This window comes from Betaproteobacteria bacterium, from assembly GCA_016709965.1.
Classification (GTDB): domain Bacteria; phylum Pseudomonadota; class Gammaproteobacteria; order Burkholderiales; family Rhodocyclaceae; genus Azonexus; species Azonexus amarohabitans.
Map to the genome: position 1 here is coordinate 400,184 of JADJLT010000006.1, position 17,060 is coordinate 417,243.

Consider the following 17,060-nt stretch of genomic DNA (forward strand, 5'->3'; position numbering starts at 1 on the left):
TTTTGCCTTTTTTTCCTGTTGACCGTGGCAACCGGTGTGGCTGCACCGGCTATTGCCGCGGAACCCGATCAGGCGCGGCAAAAGGAGTTGGTGCACCTCGTTCGTCAGGACTGCGGTTCCTGCCACGGCATGACGTTGAAAGGCGGCCTTGGACCGGCGCTATTGCCGGAAAATCTGCGTGACAAACCGGTCGAAGGGCTGGCCGCTGCGATTTACTATGGCCGTCCGGGCACCCCCATGCCGCCTTGGCAGCAATTCCTGTCCGAAGCGGAAGCGGCGTGGATTGTCGAAAAACTGATGACCGAATTTCCCCAATGAGAACGCCATGCGCCTGTTTCTGAGTTTTCTCCTGATCCTCGTGCTCAACGCTTGTGCCGGCCCGCAATTGCGCGGTACAGGCGATCTCGGCCTGATCATCGAGCGGGCCAGTGGCAACGTGACCCTGGTCAACACCACCTCGCGCCAGCCCTATGCGCGCATCGGCGGTCTGGGCGACCTGTCGCATGCCTCTGTCGTCTATTCCCGTGATGGCCGCTACGCTTTCATCTTTGGGCGTGACGGCGGGCTGACCAAGCTCGATCTTCTCGAAGCGAAGATCGTCAAACGCGTCATCCAGTCGGGCAACGCCATCGGCGGCTCGATCTCGCAGGATGGGCGCATCGTCGTGGCCCAGAACTACACGCCGGGCGGCATCAAGGCCTTCGATGCCGAAACGCTGGAACTGCTTTCCGAAGTGCCGGCTGAATATGCGCCGGGGAAATTTTCCAAGGTCGTTGGGCTGGCCGATGTGCCGGGTCACAAATTCGCCTACGCCTTGTTTGATGGCGGCGAAATCTGGGTCAGCGATTTCAGCAACCCGAAACATCCGGTGACGCAGCGTTTTCCAGCCGGTCGTCAGCCGTATGATGGGCTGGTGACGCCGGATGGCCGCTACTATCTGGCCGGCCTTTTTGGCGAGGACGGCATCGCCTTGCTCGATCTCTGGCAGCCGGACAAGGGTAGTCGCAAGATCCTCGAACACTATGGACGGGGCCAGGAAAAGCTGCCGGTGTTCAAAATGCCGCACCTGCGAGGCTGGTCGATGGCGCAAGGCAAGCTATACCTGCCCTCGGTCGGTCACCACGAGGTATTGGTGGTCGACACGGCAACCTGGAAAGAAGCAGGCCACATCCCCGTTCGCGGTCAGCCGGTATTCGCCATGGCGCGGCCGGATGGTCGGCAGATCTGGGTTAATTTCGCCTTCCCGGACAACGGCAAGGTCGATGTCATCGATACCCTGAGCGGCCAGGTAGTACAGCAAATGGCGCCCGGCAAGGCCGTCCTGCACATGGAGTTCGCCCCGCGCGGTGAAAACGTCTGGCTGTCGGCGCGTGATGACAACAAGGTTTTGATTTACAACACCGAAAATTTTGCCAAACTGGGAGAAATTCCGGCCGAAAGCCCGTCCGGTATCTTCTTTACTTCCCGCGCCACCCGCATCGGTTTCTGATGAACGACACTTTCGAATTTCGTTTGCTCAACGAATTCCAGCGAGACTTCCCGCTCTGTCCGGCACCCTTCGCCGAACTGGCGGAGCGCTTGGGCGTGGCCGAAAAGGCGGTTTTGGGCAGCCTGGAAAAACTGCGCCGCGAAGGGAAAATATCGCGCGTTGGCGCCGTCTTCGCACCCAAGCGCATAGGTGCCTCGACGCTGGCAGCGATGGCTGTTCCCCCCGAAAAGCTGGAGGCCGTCGCGGCTACGGTCAACCGCTTTCCTGAGGTTAATCACAATTACGAGCGTGAACACCGCTACAACCTGTGGTTTGTTGTCACCGCAGGCAGCGAAGGGCGTTTGCAGGCAACGCTCGGCGCCATCGAAAAGGCCGCCGGCTATCCGCTGCTTGCCTTGCCGCTGCTCGAAGAGTTTCACATCGACCTCGGTTTCTCGCTGCAGGGCGAAAAGCAGAAGAGCGTCGCCGCCGCCCGGCCTGTTAAACCGGCGGCGCCGATTGGCGAGTCGGAGCGCCGGCTGGTTTCGGTTCTGCAGGAAGGCCTGCCCTTCTTCATCAGGCCGTTTGCCCTGATTGCCGAGCGGATTGGTGCGTCCGAATCCGACGTGCTGGTTCGCATCCGGCGCTGGCTGGAGGAGGGCGATATCAAGCGCTTTGGCGTCGTCGTTCGCCATCAAGAACTCGGCTACACGGCGAATGCCATGCTCGTGCACGACATTCCCGATGATCAGGTCAGCGAGATTGGCCGCGCCTTGGCTGAGGAGCCGTCCGTCACCTTGTGTTACCGCCGCCCGCGCAGTTTGCCGGATTGGCCATACAACCTGTTCTGCATGATCCATGGTCGCGAACGTGCCGAAGTCCAGGCGATCATTGCCGAACTCCGCCAGCGGCATGGCCTGAATGACGCAGCCCATGAGGTACTTTTCTCGCTGACCCGCTTCAAGCAGAACGGCGCCCGTTATGCGTGACCTTACCGCGGTCGACCGGAAAATAATCGCAAAAATGCAAAGCGATTTTCCGATCTGCGAACGTCCCTACGCCGAGGTCGCCGAACAATCGGGCATTTCGGAAGACGCGTTGTTAGAACGACTGGAAGGCCTGCTTGCTGCCAAGGTTTTGACTCGTTTCGGGCCGATGTTCCAGGTCGAACGAATGGGGGGCGCCTTTGTGCTGGCAGCGCTGACCGTGCCGGAAGATCGCTATGAGGCAGTGACGTCGCTGGTCAATGCCCTGCCGCAGGTCGCCCACAACTATCGCCGCGAACACGCGCTGAACATGTGGTTCGTGCTGGCGACGGAGACACAGGATGGCATAGCCGAAGCAATTCACCGCATCGAGCATGAGACCGGACTTCCAGTTTTTGCCTTTCCCAAGGAACGCGAATTTTTTGTAGAAATGAAGCTGGAAGCACGAGTATGAACGGAGGGCAGCTTGACGATATTGATCGCGCGCTGATCGTTGCCACGCAAGGCGGCCTGCCGCTTGTGGCACGCCCCTATCAGTTGATTGCCGGGCAGCTTGGACTGTCAGCCGATGATGTCATGCGCCGACTGAAGGCGATGCTGGACAGCGGTATCATCCGCCGCATCGGTGTTGTTCCCAATCACTACGCCATTGGCTGGACGGCTAACGGGATGACGGTGTGGGACGTGGCCGATGACCAGGTCGATGAACTCGGCGCCCGGGTCGGTGCGCTGGATTTTGTCACCCACTGCTACCGTCGTCCGCGCGCGCTGCCGGCCTGGCCGTACAACCTGTTTGCCATGGTGCATGGCGCTTCGCGTGAAGAGTGTTCGCTCAAGGCGGCAGAGATTGGCGCTTTACTCGGCAATGCCTGCAAGGCGAGTGACATCCTCTACTCCAGCAAAATCCTGAAAAAGACCGGGCTGAGGATAGGTGGCTAGGCCAGGGCAGAGGCTTCGGCCAGCAGCAAATCGAAAACCTCGCCTTCTTCCATGAACCATGCCTGTGTGATGCCGAGTTGCTCGGCAATCTCGGGAGGAATCGCCGCTAGCATGTCTGAAAAGGTATCTCCTGACTGAATGCCATGGGCAATCCTGACCGCTGCATGAACGACCTGCGCCGGGATGTCTGTGGCCTCCGGTGCGTCGTAATGGCCGACAGCAGACTGAATGCATTCAGGAAAATTCCAGCGCCGCGCCAGTTCCATTCCAACTTCAAAGTGGTTCAGACTCAATAGGCGCTCTTCGGTTGTTCTCTGTGCCACAAGCTCGAGATTTTTCAGTTGATCGGCCACTGCGTCGGATTCGGCCGGAAGGCAAAGGACAATAAGTAATTGGCCAATGCTGTGCATCAGTCCTGACGAGAAGAGCATTTCCCGATCAGTCTCCAAATCCCTGCCGAGAATATGCGCGATATTGGCAACCAGCATCGAATTTCGCCAAAAGCCAGCCAGATCAAAACCGCTGACCTTGGGAAAGGCGCTAACCAGTGCGCTGGAGATAACCAGGTTGCGAAAGGTATCCAGCCCTAATAGTTGTACAGCTTCGCTGACTTTGGCCACATTGCGTCGTGCGCCGTAATAACTTGAATTTGCGAGGCGAAGGACTTTGGCGACAATCACCTGGTCGCTGCTTACCAAGGCTGCCAGTTGCTGGCCTGATACATTTTCGTCGCGCAGGCTTTTTACTACCTCCTGCATGACATGGGGAATCTGTGGCAGGCGAACGGCTTGCGAAAACATGGCTTCTGCGGCTGGGTTCATGAATGCATCCATGTAAACGATGGGTTATTTTCAATGACTTTCCGGAATCGATCAAACGCAAAAAATTCCGATGGCTCATAAAAAAGCCCGGTAAATAGTCACCGGGCTTTCTCTATTGATTGCTTGGCAAAATGGCGGTTAACCGGCCTCAGCAATCCGCATTGCAATGTGCGCCAGCGCTTCTTCGACCTGGTCGATCAGGATCAGGCAAAGGTCGCCGGGTTGCAATCGAGCCAAGGCGGCGTCGATGGCGATGAATTCGCCGGTGATGGCATCGATCTGCTTGGTGCGGCTGGCATTGGCCAGACCATCACGCAACAGGCTGATCACTTCACCATCCTCGCGTCCGCGCTGACAGGCATCCTGATAAAGAATGACATCATCAAAGGCATCGCCGAGAATTTCGGTTTGCTGGCGAATGTCGTCGTCACGGCGGTCGCCGGCGCCACTAATCACGACGGAACGACGGACCGAGGGCATGTTGTTGATGGCGCCAACCAGTGCCTGAATGGCGTCCGGATTGTGGCCATAGTCGGCGATCAGTGTCGCCCCCTTGTAGTCGAAGACGTTGAAGCGGCCAGGGGCGGTTGCAGCATCGCTGACGAAGTTCGCCAAAGCGCCCTCGATTACTTCCCACGGATAGCCAAGTGCCCAGCCGGTGGCGATGGCCGCCATGGCGTTCTCGACCTGAAAGCCGATCGTGCCGTTTCGCGTCAGCGGGATGTTGGCGAGCGGAATGCGCTGCTTTTTTCGCCCTTCGCAGCAGATGATGGCGTCGCGGTCGACATAAACCACACGCTTGCCTTGGGCTCGGTGCGTGGCCAATACCGGGTTCATGCGGTCACGGGCAAAGAAAATGATATCGCCATGGCAGTGGTGCGCCATGGCGGCAACCACCGGATCCGCCGCGTTGAGAACTGCCGTGCCGCTTGGCGCGACATTCTCGACGATGACGCGTTTGACCACAGCCAATTCATCGACGGTGGTGATGTAGTTGAGACCGAGGTGGTCGCCGATACCGATGTTGGTAATGACCGCCACGTCGCACATGTCGAAGCCAAGACCTTCACGCAGCACGCCGCCGCGCGCGGTCTCGAAGACGGCTGCATCGACGTCCGGGTGCATCAACACATTGCGGGCGCTGCGCGGACCGGAACAGTCGCCGCTGTCGATGCGGCGACCTTCGACGTAAATGCCGTCGGTACTGGTCATGCCGACACGCAGTCCGTTCGATTCAAAAATGCGGCCGATCAGGCGGCTGGTGGTGGTCTTGCCATTCGTGCCAGCGATGGCGACGACCGGTATGCGGGCGTTATCACCATCCGGGAACATCATGCCGACAATGGCTTCACCCACGGCGCGGCCTTTGCCGAATGACGGGTCGAGGTGCATGCGCAAGCCGGGTGCAGCGTTGCATTCAACGATGCCGCCGCCTTGCTCTTCGAGCGGCTTGTGCATGGTGTCGCAGACGACGTCGATACCGCATATGTCGAGGCCGACGGTCTGCGCTGCGGCAACGGCGGCGGCAGCCAGTTCCGGATGAACGTCATCGGTGACGTCGGTGGCGGTACCACCGGTGGACAGGTTGGCATTGTTGCGCAGTACGACGCGAACGCCGCGGCCGGGCACTGATTCCGCGCTGTAGCCTTGTTCTTCAAGGCGGGAGAGTGCGATTTCGTCGAAGCGGATCTTGGTCAGTGAGGTGGCGTGGCCATCAGATCGGCGTGGGTCGCTGTTCACGATATTGACCAGTTCACGCACGGTATGCGTTCCGTCGCCGATGACCAGTGGCGGATCACGGCGTGCGGCGGCAATCAGCTTGTCGCCGATGACCAGCAATCGCCAGTCGTGCCCGGACAGAAATTTCTCGACCATGATGTCGTCACGGAACTCGATCGCCACGCGGTAAGCCTTGCGAACCTGCTCCTCGGTGGTTAGATTGACCGAAATGCCCTTGCCCTGATTGCCATCCTGCGGCTTGACGACCACCGGCAGGCCGACTTCGAGCGCGGCGACCCAGGCGTCGTCTTCGTCTTCAACCGGGCGACCGTGTGGAACAGCAACGCCGGATGCGTGCAGCAGTTTCTTGGTCAGTTCCTTGTCCTGCGCAATCGATTCGCCGATGGCGCTGGTCAGGCTGGTTTCCGCGGCCTGAATACGTTTCTGTTTGCTTCCCCAGCCAAACTGGACGAGGCTACCCTGCGTCAGTCGGCGGTAAGGGATGCCACGGGCGAGGGCGGCCGAGACAATGGCCCCGGTCGAGGGGCCAAGGCGGATGTCTTCATCGAGATCGCGTAATTCCTTCAGCGCGGCATCGAGATCGAAAGGGGTGTCGTTCAGCGCGGCCAGGCAAAGTTCTTCTGCTCGTTCAAAAGCCAGACGACCCACATCTTCTTCGGTGTACTCCACGACCACCTGATAGACGCCCTGGTCGACGGTGTGTGCTGTGCGACTGAAGGTGACCGGGCAACCCGCCTGGGCTTGCAGGCCGAGGGCGGCGAATTCGAGGGCATGTGCCATCGAGACTGTGTCCAGGTGGTCGGTGGGAATCAGGTCGCCCAGTTCCGGAAAGCGTTCGCGCAGGCGTGCTTCGAAATTGGGCAGGTCTGAAATGGCGACCTCGCTACCCTCACAGGTAACGATGGCCTGAATGGCGGTATGCCGGCTCCACAGGTTGGGGCCGCGCAGTGCACGAATACGGGAAACGTCCATGACGCTTGATCCTTGTTATTTCCGGGCAATGGCCGGTTTTTTTGCGGGTTGCGATTTCTTGGCAAGTTGCGGTATCAGCTCGGCAGGGTCGACCAGATCGATGCCGAAGGTCTTCATCCCTGTCGTCAGTACTTCCTTGCCCAGGTCCATGGCCCAGCCGGCGGCAATGCCGGCCAGCACATTCGCGATCTTTTTCCCTTGCTTGGCCTTGCCGACATAAGGTGCATTGACCAGTCGGCTGAGGCGGATTTCTTCGCTTCCCGTGCGCAGTACGACGCGGCCGTCGGCCACGGTGACGCCGCGCTTGCCAGCGGCAAGATGGGCGACCAGCGTCGGGTTGGCCTGATCGCAGGCAAAAAAGATCACTTCACCATCGCACAGTTCCGCAAAGTCAGCCACCAGTTCGTCTTCTGCATTCAGGATCGCATGACCATTCGACAAAACCACATCGATTTGCGTCCGGTAAGTGGAGCGTTGGGTCGTGTAGTACTCGCCGCCAGTTGGCTGAACATTCCAGCGTGACAGGTCTTCTTGGTCCAAGGCGATATTGGTCACGATGCCGATCGAGCAACGGTCATAGGCCAAGCCTTCGCCCAGAATGACCGGGGCGCCGTTTTCAATGACCGCAGCCTGCACCGCGCGGTTGAGGAGCAGGCGACGACCGCCTTCCCAGTTGGCGGCGCTGGTTTTCTGAACCTGGCGGCGGCCGAGGTAAATGCCGTCCTTGCAAGCCAGGCCAGCATGCTGGCCGGACAGGTAAAGCAGGTGGGCGACCATCTTGGCAACGGCATTCTTGCCATGGGTGCCGGTTACGCCAACCAGCGGTACGCGGCCACTTTGGTTTTCGCGAAACAGGTTATTGACGATGGCCTGGCCGACCGGACGCGGTTTGCCGATACCCGGCTTGATGTGCATCAGCAGGCTGGGGCCGGCATTGACTTCAACGATGGCACCGCCCTGCGCATCAAGCGGCTTGGAGATGTCCTGGCAGACGAGATCGACGCCCGCGATGTCAAGGCCGACGACTCGGGCGGCCAGCGCGACGACCTGGGCCGTGTCGGGATGGACTTCGTCGGTGCAGTCGAAGGCATGGTTGGCGTTGCGCTGGATCAGCACTTCGCGGTCCTTGGCCGGCACGCTGTCGGCGCTCAAGCCCTGGCGCTCCAATTCGATTTTGGCGGCCGTGTCGATGCGGATGATGGAGAGCGGATGCAACTCCGTCTTGCCGCGGCGTGGGTCGGTGTTGACCTGCGTTTCAATCAGCTGCTCGACCGTGGACTTGCCATCGCCGATGACGGTGATCAGGTCGCTGCGATTGGCCGCGACCAGTTTGCCGCCGACGACCAGCAGGCGATGTTCGATGCCCTGGATAGAGCGCTCGACCAGCACGCTGGAGCCTTCTTCGACAGCGATGGCGTAGGCCTTGGCGACTTCTTCCTTGGTGGTCAGGTCGATGAATACGCCGCGCCCGTGGTTGCCGTCGGTTGGCTTGACGACGACCGGCAGGCCGATGTCTTCGGCCGCATCCCAGGCATCATCGGCGCTATCGACTTCGCGGCCTTCAGGTACCGGGACGCCGACCGAGGAAATCAGTTCCTTGGTCAAATCCTTGTCGCGCGAAATGGTTTCCGCAATGGCGCTGGTCTGGTCGGTTTCGGCCGTCCAGATGCGGCGCATCGCAGCGCCGTAGCCAAGCTGGACCAAATTGCCGTCATCCAGCAGGCGAATGGCGGGGATGTCACGATCATCTGCGGCGCCGACGATGGCGGCGGTGGATGGGCCGAGGTATTTGCGGTCCACCTTGCGCTTCAGCGTGTGGATGACGTCAGCCAGATCGAAGGGGCGGTCTTCAACCGCCGCGAGGATCAGGGCAATGCCTTGTTCCAGCGCAATTTTGGTGATGTCGTCCTGCCAGTTGCGGATGGCCAGCTTGTAAACACCGCGTTCTGTGGTTTCGCGGGTGCGTCCGAAACCGCCGGGCAGGCCGGCCATGGTCATCAGCTCCAGCGCAACGTGTTCGAGAACGTGACCGATCCAGGTGCCTTCATGGAGTCGGGCGATGAAACCACCACGCTCGTCACGACTGCAACGGTGCTCGATCAACGACGGGAGGAAGGCGGTCAGGCGCTCGGTAAATCCCGGCAGTTTGTTGGAGGGATAGTCCTCGAATTCGCCAATGTCGATCCAGGCTTCGAAGACGGGCCGGTAGGTCCAGATGTTCGGGCCACGCAGATTGATGATGTCCCGAATGATAATGTCTTTTTTATTCATGCTTGTCAGGCCCTGCTCCGTTCCACTGTCAGAAATTGTTATGGGGCAACTTGAGATTATTAACGCTTTCGCACTGTCGCGGATTACCCGCGACGAAAAAATGTCACAACTTGGTACAGGGCGTTACAGGCGCTGGTTTACAGGAAACGATCGAGCAGCTTCTTGCTTTGGCGGTCGAGCTGGGTCTGGTCACGGATCAGGAACTGGATGCCGTGGCTGTCGGCGATGAGCAGCCGGGTTTGCGACAGGCGTCGGATGTCCTCCTCCCCCTTCAGTAGCAGCTCGGTCTTGCCGCGATTGGTCACAACCTGCCAGGTGCTCGGGCAGGCGAAGCTGGAGACTGCCTCGATGCACTCGATTTCCGGTACGAACTCGCGGCTGGCCAGTTCGGACTCAATAAGCTGGCCGATAGCTGGCGGGAGGTCGGCGATGCTGTCGATCCAGGCCACTTCGTGGCCTTCGTAATTGACCAGCGACAAACCCTCGTTAGGGGCAGCGATGGGGAAAGCACGTACCGGCGTGACTCCTACGTGAACATCACCGTTTTCGGCTGTTAATACCAGTCGACCGTAGCTATCGCGTTGTAGTTGAAATTTTGTGTTGGCCATGGCGATCAGACGGAAATGGTTTTGGGAAGATCGGGGGCGCGGGGCAGCTCCGGCTCGGTATCGACGTTGCGGGCCTGGGCCATGTAGAGCTTGTAGTAATGGCCTTCTATGGCCATCAATTCATCGTGGTTGCCAATTTCGACAATCCGGCCACGATCCATGACGACCAGTCGGTCGGCTTTGCGCAGCGTGCTCAGGCGGTGGGCGATGGCAATTGTGGTGCGGCCCTTGACCAAATTGTCGAGCGCCTTCTGGATTTCCTTCTCGGTCTCGGTATCGACGGCAGAAGTGGCTTCATCGAGGATCAGGATGCGCGGGTCGATCAACAGGGCGCGGGCGATGGAGATGCGCTGGCGCTCACCGCCGGACAGGCCCTGGCCGCGTTCGCCGACCAGTGAATCGTAGCCATGCGGCAGGCGCAGGATGAATTCGTGCGCATGGGCGGCGCGGGCGGCAGCGATCACTTCCTGGCGCGTGGCGTTCGGCTTGCCGTAGGCGATGTTGTCGGCGATGGTGCCGAAGAACAGGAAGGGCTCCTGCAGCACGAGGCCGATATGCTGGCGGAACTCGGCCACCGGCACGGAGCGGACATCGACGCCGTCGATCAGCACCTGGCCTTCGGAGACGTCGTAGAAGCGGCAGATCAGATTGACCAGCGTGGACTTGCCGGAGCCGGAATGACCCACCAGGCCGATCATTTCACCGGGCTGGATAACCAGATCGACGTCGCGGGTAACCGAACGGGTGCCGTAGCGGAAGCTGGCCTTCTTCAATTCAAGCAGGCCGGTAACCTTGCTCAAATGCACCGGGTTGGTCGGCTCTGGCACGCTGGAGACGTGGTCGAGAATGTCGAAAATGCGCTTGGTACTGGATGCGGCGCGCTGGGTGGCCGAAACGATGCGGCTCATTGAATCCAGACGAGCGTAAAAGCGGCTGATGTAGGCGAGGAAGGCGGTAAGCACACCGACCGAACTGTTGCCTTTGGAAATCTGCCAGATGCCGAAAATCCAGACGACGAGCAGGCCGATTTCAGTGAGCAAGGTGACGGTTGGCGTGAACAGCGACCAAGTCTTGTTGATCTTGTCGTTCATCGTCAGGTTATGCTCGTTGGCAGTGCGAAAACGCTCGCCCTCGCGCTTTTCCTGGGCAAAGGCCTTGACGACGCGGATGCCGGGGATGGTGTCGGCCAGCACGTTGGTTACTTCGGCCCAGACGCGGTCGATCTTCTCGAAGCCGGTGCGCAGCTTTTCGCGCACGACGTGGATCAGCCAGCCGATGATCGGCAGCGGTATCAGGGTGACCAGCGCCAGCCACGGGTTGATGCTGAGCAGGATGACGGAGGTCATCACGATCATCAGCACATCGGTGGCAAAGTTGAGCAGGTCGAGCGAGAGGAAGATGTTGATGCGGTCGGTTTCGCTGCCGATGCGCGCCATCAGGTCGCCAGTTCTCTTGCCGCCGAAATATTCCAGCGACAGCCCGAGCAGGTGTTCGTAGGTTTGCGTGCGCAGGTCGCGGCCCATGCGCTCGGAGACCAGCGACAGGATGTAGGTGCGAATCCAGCCCAGGCCCCAGGCCAGCACGGCGGCGCCAAGCAGGCCGCCGAGGTACATGCTGACCAGCGGCCAGTCGATCGGCTTGCCGTTCTGGAAGGGAATCAGCACTTCGTCCATCAGCGGCATGGTCAGGTAGGGCGGCACCAGAGTAGCTGCGGTCGACGCCAAAGTCAGGGCAAAACCGGTAAATAGCTGCCAGCGATAAGGGCGGGCAAAACGCCACAGGCGGAACAGCGTCCACGTGGAAGGCGCAACCGTCGATTCGCGATTGCATACCGGGCATTCGTCTTCGCCGGGTGGCAGCGGCACTTTGCACTTGGGACAACAATCCTCGGTTGCCCGCGCTACGGGCTGGCCGCTGACGATGCTATCGCGGTGCAGGTCGAATTCATTGATGACGCGCAGGGCGGCCAGGTTCTTGGCCAGCGTGTAACGCCAGGTAGCGAGCAGACCGGTTTCGCCAACCAGTTCCAGCGAGCCAACGCCGGCCTGGTCATGATGGTTTAGCGTCAGGCCGCTGCGCAGCGGATATTCCTCACCGTTGTTATTGCCCGGAGCGAAAGCAAGGAGGCGTCGGTTGGTGACTAGGACCAGCCCGGCAGAAAACTGCAGCCGGTTGTCGAGGTCGATTTCAAGCCAAGCCTGGATTTTTTCATCATTGGCCAGTTTGGGTTCTACTTTGGAGGCCCAGTGGCTGGGCAGCGCCAGTTCGTTGCTGGCTGGGGAGGGGGCGTTTGCGGTCATCCAGCCAGTATATCGTAACGAATGCGGCAGCCGCTGAACGGCATATTCGAGAGATTGATCTCGTCGACCACAGCAGGATGAAAAGTGTTTGCGTCGGCGACTTCGGGCGATACGCGGGACTCGACGACGCCATCACGATTTATCCGGTTGATGCACGTCAAGGTTTGATGGCAGCGCTTCGGGTGCAATAGTGACGATCCCAGATAAAGGCTTGAAATGTTTCGAATCTCTCAGTACATGCAGGAAATTGCCGAGCCGACAGCGCTCGGCCCCAAGCGTAATCCGCCCGGTCCGGTGGTGATCTGGAACCTGATCCGGCGCTGCAACCTGACCTGCAAGCATTGCTATTCAATTTCGGCCGACACCAATTTCCCCGGCGAGCTGAGCTCTGATCAGGTTTTTACGGTGATGGACGACCTCAAGGGCTTCAAGGTGCTGGTGCTGATTCTGTCCGGTGGCGAGCCGCTCTTACGGCCGGATATCTACGACATCGCCAAGCGTGCCAAGGCCCGGGGCTTTTATGTCGGGCTGTCGTCGAATGGTACGCTGATCGACGAAAACAATATCGGCAAGATCGCCGAATGTGATTTCAATTACGTCGGCGTCTCGCTCGACGGCATCCGTGAAACCCACGACAAGTTTCGCCGTAAGGAAGGCGCCTTCGAGGCGTCGCTGAAAGGCATCCGGCTGTGTCGCGACCTCGGGCTGAAGATCGGCGTCCGCTTCACGATGACGCAGGACAATGCGCACGACTTGGCGGGCTTGCTCAAGCTGGTCGAGGATGAAGGTATCGACCGCTTTTATTTCTCGCACTTGAACTACGCCGGGCGTGGCAACAAGAATCGCAAGGACGACGCCCAGCACAAGCTGACGCGCTGGGCGATGGACCTGCTCTTCGATACCTGCTGGGAATACCAACAGCGCGGCCTGAACAAAGAATTCACTACGGGCAACAACGACGCCGACGGCGTCTATTTCCTGCACTGGGTGCGCCGGCGCTTTCCGGACAAGGCGGCCCACGTCGAAGCCAAGCTGCGCCAGTGGGGTGGCAACTCGTCCGGCGTCAACGTCGCCAACATCGACAATCTCGGCAATGTGCATCCGGACACCATGTGGTGGCACCACAACCTCGGCAACGTCAAGGATCGGCCATTCTCCGAAATCTGGCCGGATACCTCGGATGCGCTGATGGCTGGCCTCAAGCAGCACCCGCGCGCGGTCAAGGGACGCTGTGGGGCGTGCGCATACCTTGGCATCTGCAACGGCAACACCCGTGTTCGTGCCCAGCAGATGACCGGCGATGCCTGGGCGGAAGATCCTGGCTGCTACCTGACTGACGAGGAAATCGGGTTATGAACTTGAAGCTGAGCGGAAATTTCATTTTTGGCCATTTTTTCCGGTTGACCGTGGGAGTCGCCATTGCAGCCATTTTGGCGGGTCCGGCGCTGGCTGCCGATGTGGCCGCCAACTTCAAGGAGCACTGTGTGTCCTGCCATGGTGTCGACCGTCTCGGCGGCCTCGGCCCAGCCTTGTTGCCGGAAAACCTGGCCCGGCTGCGCAAGCCGGAAGCCGAGAAAGTTGTTCGCGAAGGGCGGCCGGCGACCCAGATGCTTGGTTTCGGCGACAAGCTGTCTGCAGAGGAAATCAAGGCGCTGGTTGATTACGCCTATACGCCGATCAAGGTTATGCCGGTGTGGGGCGAGACCGAAATCGAGGCGTCGCGTATCGTCAATTTTGCCCCCGGCAGTCTGCCGGACAAGCCGCAGTTCAAGGCCGATCCGCTCAACCTGTTCGTCGTCGTCGAATCTGGCGATCATCACGTCTCCATTCTCGATGGCGACAAGCTGGAACCGATCTACCGCTTCCAGTCACGCTTCGCGCTGCACGGCGGGCCGAAATTCACGCCGGATGGCCGCTACGTCTTCTTCGCATCGCGTGATGGCTGGATCACCAAGTTCGACCTGTGGAACCTGAAAGTGATCGCCGAGGTGCGCGCCGGCATCAATACCCGCAACGCGGCGGTGTCCGGCGACGGCAAGTGGGTGGCGGTGGCCAACTATCTGCCGCACAGCCTGGTCATTCTTGATGCCGACCTGAACCTCAAGAAAATCCTGCCAGTGACTGACAAGGACGGCAAGACCAGCTCCCGCGTCTCGGCCGTCTACGACGCCTCGCCGCGCCAGAGCTTCGTCGCGGCGCTGAAGGACGTGAAAGAGGTCTGGGAGGTGTCGTACAACCCGAAGGCCGACGCCATTCCGGCCGGCATGATCCACGACTACAAATATCAGGAGGGCGCTTTCATCCCCGGCTTCCTCAACCCGCAGCGCACGCAGCTCGACGATTACCTCGATGACTTCTACTTCACGCAGGGCTACGACGAGGTGATGGGTGCCTCACGCAACGACGCCAAGAACGCTGTCAGCGGACAGGTGGTCAATCTCGACGCCCGCAAGAAAATCGCCGACCTCGAACTGCCCGGCATGCCACACCTCGGCTCCGGCATCAGTTGGCAGTGGCAGGGCCGGACCGTGATGGCCACGCCCAACCTCAACGAAGGCCTGATCAGCATCATCGACATGAAGACCTGGCAGACGATCAAGCAGATCAAGACCAACGGCCCTGGCTTCTTCATGCGCAGCCACGAAAACAGCCGCTACGCGTGGACCGATTCGATGATGAGCAAGGCCTTCAAGGACACCATGCAGATCATCGACAAGGAAAAGCTGGAAATCGTCGCCGAACTGAAACCCGAACCGGGCAAAACCTTCGCCCACGTCGAGTTCACTAAAGACGGCAAATACGTGCTGGCCAGCCTGTGGGAAACCGACGGCGCGATCATCATCTACGACGCGGTAACGCTCAAGGAAGTGAAGCGCCTGCCGATGAACAAGCCGGTCGGCAAATACAACGTCTGGAACAAGATCAGCAAGTCGGAAGGCACCAGCCACTGAGCGGCCAGCGGAAATTTCATTTTCAGGCGAAATTTCCGGTTGACCGTGGCAGACCGTGAATCTGGCGAGTACACCGCGCTGCGGTCGATCCGGCGCTAGCGCCCCGATTTGCGCTGGCGGCGAGCCGCAAAGCCGACGATGCCCAGCCCGGAAAGCAGCAGCATATAGGCTTCCGGCTCCGGAACCGGCGCAGCGGAGTAGGTCAGGTTGTCGATGGCGTAACCCTCGCTGCCCCCGAGAAAACGGATTTTGTCCACCAGGCCGGTGTAGCCGGAATCGACCCAGACCAGACTGAGTGGTGCCTTCGGGTCAAGAATGGAGTGAACACGCTGTCCCTGATAGTAAAGTCCAATGCTCGTGAAATTCGGAATAGCGTTGTACGACTTGAACAAGGTGCCTTCAAAGATGACCGGCGCGTTGGTGAAGCTGATCTCGCCAATGAATGCGCCGAGGAACATGCTTTGACCTCGCCCTTCGCCATCGCTGGCGAAGACAATGCCGCTGGTTCCCCAGCCACTGGCGCCGCCGTAGCCGTCGACAGGTGTGCTCCATGGCGCCAGGTCTTCAAAGTCGACCACGGTTTGCGCGGCATACGCTGAAGTGGCGGCCACGCAGGTCAATGCCAGAATGCCGGCTGCGATAGTCTGTTTCATGAGCTTTGCCTTTCGTGTGAATCAGGTTTGATGTTGTGGATGGGCGCGCGATTGATGCTTTCTGCACCTCAGCACCGCCCTGCGGCGTTCAGCAATTCGTTGCAAGTGCCCCCGCTGCTACCCTTGGCTTTCGATTTTCCGTTAGCGCCAATTTGTTTGCAGATGGCATCACTGACCACGCCACCGGTACCGAAACTGAAGGCGCCTTCGACATAGCAGTTGTATTTGCGCCCGTTGTTGGCCTTGACGCTGTAGCGCGTCTGCAGACCGTCATCGACACGATCCGAAATCGTGAAGGCATTTTCATCCAGACCGAGCGCGAAGGCTGTTCTCTGTTTGAGATGGTCTTCCTTGACTACTTGGGCAGCGCAACCGGAAAAAATGGCGACGGCAGCAAACGAGGCGAGGACGCGAAGGCGGAAATGAGTGGTGTTTGGGGTCATAGTCATCTTTGGCTATAAAAATTCGACAGTTGGCTGACATGTATTGCGGCCATGCTTAGCGCAAACCAAGCGCGGCCTTGAAGTCCTCAACCACCGAAGGCTCCCAGTCGCGATCGACCAAATCGGTCTGCAGCGGCTTTTTGCTGACGATGGTGACGGTGTAATCGCTGGCGGTCGGCGAGGTTGGCTGAATGAAAAATCCAACGACCTTGCCACTCGGCGGCGCGCCGACCCGGGATTTGATGACGCCTGACGGCCGATGACTTTCGACAATGCTCATGTCAGTGCTCATGGCTAGCGTCGCCGCTTTCCAGATCTGATCATAGTTCTTGCCGCGCACAGTGAAGCTTTTGCCACCGCCGTTGCTGAGTTGCAGGCTGTCGGCGCTGACGCAGGCGGTCAGCAGGCTGATAGAGAGCAGGCTGGCAATCAGCGCTTGCAAACACCGGCGTCTATTTTCTGCGGTCATATTTGGGCTCCGGGCCATGGCATTTGAAAATGATGGTGCGTCCGCGCGTGCAACTCGGGGTGATCTTGAAGTTCCCCACATATCGCCCGCCAGCGCCGCCACCGCCTTCGCCTTTGATGCTGTAGTTTTCTTCGCCGTGGCAGGTTTCGGCAATAGCCGCCAGCGCCTCTTTACGGCGCGAGGCGACCAGTTGCGCCAAGCCGGCGTCGCAATAACTCACCTCGCCAGTAGCGCCCACCTGGTACGAATTGCCGCCCGGTGTGTAAGCGCGTTCTTCGGGTGAATAGATATACGGCACGGCTGTGCTGGCACATCCGGAAAGCGCCGCTGCCATGGCGATAAAAGTTATAACGGCATGTTTCATGAATATCCCTGAACCCAATTCTCACAGCATGAGTCTGTATAAATTCCGTAGCGGCCGGCAGATCAAGAAGGGGCT

17 protein-coding genes are annotated in these 17,060 nt (G+C 59.5%); 7 read left to right on the forward strand and 10 right to left on the reverse strand.

Translation table 11 applies throughout. The features are described from left to right. Positions 1 to 36: 36 nt before the first annotated feature. Genes IPJ12_16400 through IPJ12_16420 form a run of 5 tightly spaced genes read left to right on the forward strand, consistent with a single transcriptional unit; the run spans position 37 to position 3,393 of the window. On the forward strand, positions 37 to 318 hold the full coding sequence (locus IPJ12_16400; protein MBK7648680.1) for a cytochrome c: 282 nt from the start codon (positions 37 to 39) through the stop codon (positions 316 to 318). Positions 319 to 325: 7 nt separating this feature from the next. After that, entirely contained in the window at positions 326 to 1,489 is a 1,164-nt protein-coding gene (locus IPJ12_16405) for a protein nirF (GenBank protein MBK7648681.1), read from the forward strand. Next, positions 1,489 to 2,457 carry an AsnC family transcriptional regulator gene (locus IPJ12_16410; GenBank protein ID MBK7648682.1) on the forward strand — a complete coding sequence of 323 codons (969 nt, stop codon included), beginning with the start codon at positions 1,489 to 1,491 and terminating at the stop codon, positions 2,455 to 2,457. Before IPJ12_16405 ends, IPJ12_16410 begins: the two co-directional genes overlap by 1 nt. Then, complete coding sequence (locus tag IPJ12_16415) at positions 2,450 to 2,908, forward strand: AsnC family transcriptional regulator (protein MBK7648683.1); 459 nt, start codon at positions 2,450 to 2,452, stop codon at positions 2,906 to 2,908. Before IPJ12_16410 ends, IPJ12_16415 begins: the two co-directional genes overlap by 8 nt. Further along, positions 2,905 to 3,393, forward strand: coding sequence for an AsnC family transcriptional regulator (locus IPJ12_16420; protein ID MBK7648684.1), 489 nt, complete (start codon positions 2,905 to 2,907; stop codon positions 3,391 to 3,393). Before IPJ12_16415 ends, IPJ12_16420 begins: the two co-directional genes overlap by 4 nt. Here the strand turns inward: IPJ12_16420 and IPJ12_16425 are convergent. From IPJ12_16425 to IPJ12_16450, 6 genes are all read right to left on the reverse strand, one after another. Further along, a complete protein-coding gene (locus IPJ12_16425) occupies positions 3,390 to 4,214 on the reverse strand; it encodes an HDOD domain-containing protein (GenBank protein ID MBK7648685.1) in 825 nt (274 codons plus the stop codon). The genes IPJ12_16420 and IPJ12_16425 overlap by 4 nt on opposite strands. 138 nt (positions 4,215 to 4,352) lie before the next feature. Then, positions 4,353 to 6,926, reverse strand: a complete 2,574-nt coding sequence (gene cphA, locus IPJ12_16430; GenBank protein MBK7648686.1) for a cyanophycin synthetase — start codon at positions 6,924 to 6,926, stop codon at positions 4,353 to 4,355. Positions 6,927 to 6,941: 15 nt separating this feature from the next. Further along, on the reverse strand, positions 6,942 to 9,197 hold the full coding sequence (gene cphA, locus IPJ12_16435; GenBank protein ID MBK7648687.1) for a cyanophycin synthetase: 2,256 nt from the start codon (positions 9,195 to 9,197) through the stop codon (positions 6,942 to 6,944). A gap of 137 nt (positions 9,198 to 9,334) precedes the next feature. Further along, positions 9,335 to 9,805, reverse strand: a complete 471-nt coding sequence (locus tag IPJ12_16440; GenBank protein MBK7648688.1) for a DUF1854 domain-containing protein — start codon at positions 9,803 to 9,805, stop codon at positions 9,335 to 9,337. Between the two features lie 5 nt (positions 9,806 to 9,810). Then, entirely contained in the window at positions 9,811 to 12,105 is a 2,295-nt protein-coding gene (locus IPJ12_16445; protein ID MBK7648689.1) for an ABC transporter ATP-binding protein, read from the reverse strand. Continuing rightward, positions 12,102 to 12,266, reverse strand: coding sequence for a hypothetical protein (locus tag IPJ12_16450; GenBank protein MBK7648690.1), 165 nt, complete (start codon positions 12,264 to 12,266; stop codon positions 12,102 to 12,104). The genes IPJ12_16445 and IPJ12_16450 overlap by 4 nt, the downstream gene beginning before the upstream one ends. Before the next feature lie 55 nt (positions 12,267 to 12,321). On the opposite strand from IPJ12_16450, the gene nirJ reads away from it, so the two are divergent. Together nirJ and IPJ12_16460 are read left to right on the forward strand one after the other, a co-directional pair. Beyond that, complete coding sequence (gene nirJ / locus IPJ12_16455; protein MBK7648691.1) at positions 12,322 to 13,461, forward strand: heme d1 biosynthesis radical SAM protein NirJ; 1,140 nt, start codon at positions 12,322 to 12,324, stop codon at positions 13,459 to 13,461. Further along, a complete protein-coding gene (locus tag IPJ12_16460; GenBank protein MBK7648692.1) occupies positions 13,458 to 15,056 on the forward strand; it encodes a c-type cytochrome in 1,599 nt (532 codons plus the stop codon). Before nirJ ends, IPJ12_16460 begins: the two co-directional genes overlap by 4 nt. Positions 15,057 to 15,151: 95 nt before the next feature. Here IPJ12_16460 and IPJ12_16465 read toward each other — a convergent pair whose 3' ends face one another. The 4 genes from IPJ12_16465 to IPJ12_16480 all read right to left on the reverse strand — a co-directional run bounded on the left by IPJ12_16465 (position 15,152) and on the right by IPJ12_16480 (position 16,985). Continuing rightward, the gene (locus tag IPJ12_16465) at positions 15,152 to 15,709 is read right to left on the reverse strand and encodes a PEP-CTERM sorting domain-containing protein (protein ID MBK7648693.1); all 558 of its coding nucleotides are present in this window, start codon (positions 15,707 to 15,709) and stop codon (positions 15,152 to 15,154) included. A 68-nt stretch (positions 15,710 to 15,777) separates the two neighbouring features. Further along, positions 15,778 to 16,152 (reverse strand): hypothetical protein, encoded by a 375-nt coding sequence (locus IPJ12_16470; GenBank protein ID MBK7648694.1) that lies wholly within the window; start codon positions 16,150 to 16,152, stop codon positions 15,778 to 15,780. A 55-nt stretch (positions 16,153 to 16,207) separates the two neighbouring features. Continuing rightward, the gene (locus IPJ12_16475) at positions 16,208 to 16,621 is read right to left on the reverse strand and encodes a hypothetical protein (GenBank protein MBK7648695.1); all 414 of its coding nucleotides are present in this window, start codon (positions 16,619 to 16,621) and stop codon (positions 16,208 to 16,210) included. After that, positions 16,605 to 16,985: a hypothetical protein gene (locus tag IPJ12_16480; GenBank protein ID MBK7648696.1), complete on the reverse strand. Its 381-nt coding sequence runs from the start codon at positions 16,983 to 16,985 to the stop codon at positions 16,605 to 16,607. Before IPJ12_16480 ends, IPJ12_16475 begins: the two co-directional genes overlap by 17 nt. Between the last annotated feature and the right edge of the window lie 75 nt (positions 16,986 to 17,060).

What these genes read in the sequence shown, in the direction of transcription:
- IPJ12_16410 (MBK7648682.1), top strand. Translation starts at nt 1,489, where the DNA reads ATGAACGACACTTTCGAATTTCGTTTGCTCAACGAATTCCAGCGAGAC.
- IPJ12_16440 (MBK7648688.1), bottom strand. Translation starts at nt 9,805, where the DNA reads ATGGCCAACACAAAATTTCAACTACAACGCGATAGCTACGGTCGACTG.
- IPJ12_16420 (MBK7648684.1), top strand. Translation starts at nt 2,905, where the DNA reads ATGAACGGAGGGCAGCTTGACGATATTGATCGCGCGCTGATCGTTGCC.
- IPJ12_16475 (MBK7648695.1), bottom strand. Translation starts at nt 16,621, where the DNA reads ATGACCGCAGAAAATAGACGCCGGTGTTTGCAAGCGCTGATTGCCAGC.
- IPJ12_16405 (MBK7648681.1), top strand. Translation starts at nt 326, where the DNA reads ATGCGCCTGTTTCTGAGTTTTCTCCTGATCCTCGTGCTCAACGCTTGT.
- nirJ (MBK7648691.1), top strand. Translation starts at nt 12,322, where the DNA reads ATGTTTCGAATCTCTCAGTACATGCAGGAAATTGCCGAGCCGACAGCG.
- IPJ12_16415 (MBK7648683.1), top strand. Translation starts at nt 2,450, where the DNA reads ATGCGTGACCTTACCGCGGTCGACCGGAAAATAATCGCAAAAATGCAA.
- IPJ12_16460 (MBK7648692.1), top strand. Translation starts at nt 13,458, where the DNA reads ATGAACTTGAAGCTGAGCGGAAATTTCATTTTTGGCCATTTTTTCCGG.
- cphA (MBK7648686.1), bottom strand. Translation starts at nt 6,926, where the DNA reads ATGGACGTTTCCCGTATTCGTGCACTGCGCGGCCCCAACCTGTGGAGC.
- IPJ12_16470 (MBK7648694.1), bottom strand. Translation starts at nt 16,152, where the DNA reads ATGACCCCAAACACCACTCATTTCCGCCTTCGCGTCCTCGCCTCGTTT.
- IPJ12_16425 (MBK7648685.1), bottom strand. Translation starts at nt 4,214, where the DNA reads ATGAACCCAGCCGCAGAAGCCATGTTTTCGCAAGCCGTTCGCCTGCCA.
- cphA (MBK7648687.1), bottom strand. Translation starts at nt 9,197, where the DNA reads ATGAATAAAAAAGACATTATCATTCGGGACATCATCAATCTGCGTGGC.
- IPJ12_16445 (MBK7648689.1), bottom strand. Translation starts at nt 12,105, where the DNA reads ATGACCGCAAACGCCCCCTCCCCAGCCAGCAACGAACTGGCGCTGCCC.
- IPJ12_16480 (MBK7648696.1), bottom strand. Translation starts at nt 16,985, where the DNA reads ATGAAACATGCCGTTATAACTTTTATCGCCATGGCAGCGGCGCTTTCC.
- IPJ12_16465 (MBK7648693.1), bottom strand. Translation starts at nt 15,709, where the DNA reads ATGAAACAGACTATCGCAGCCGGCATTCTGGCATTGACCTGCGTGGCC.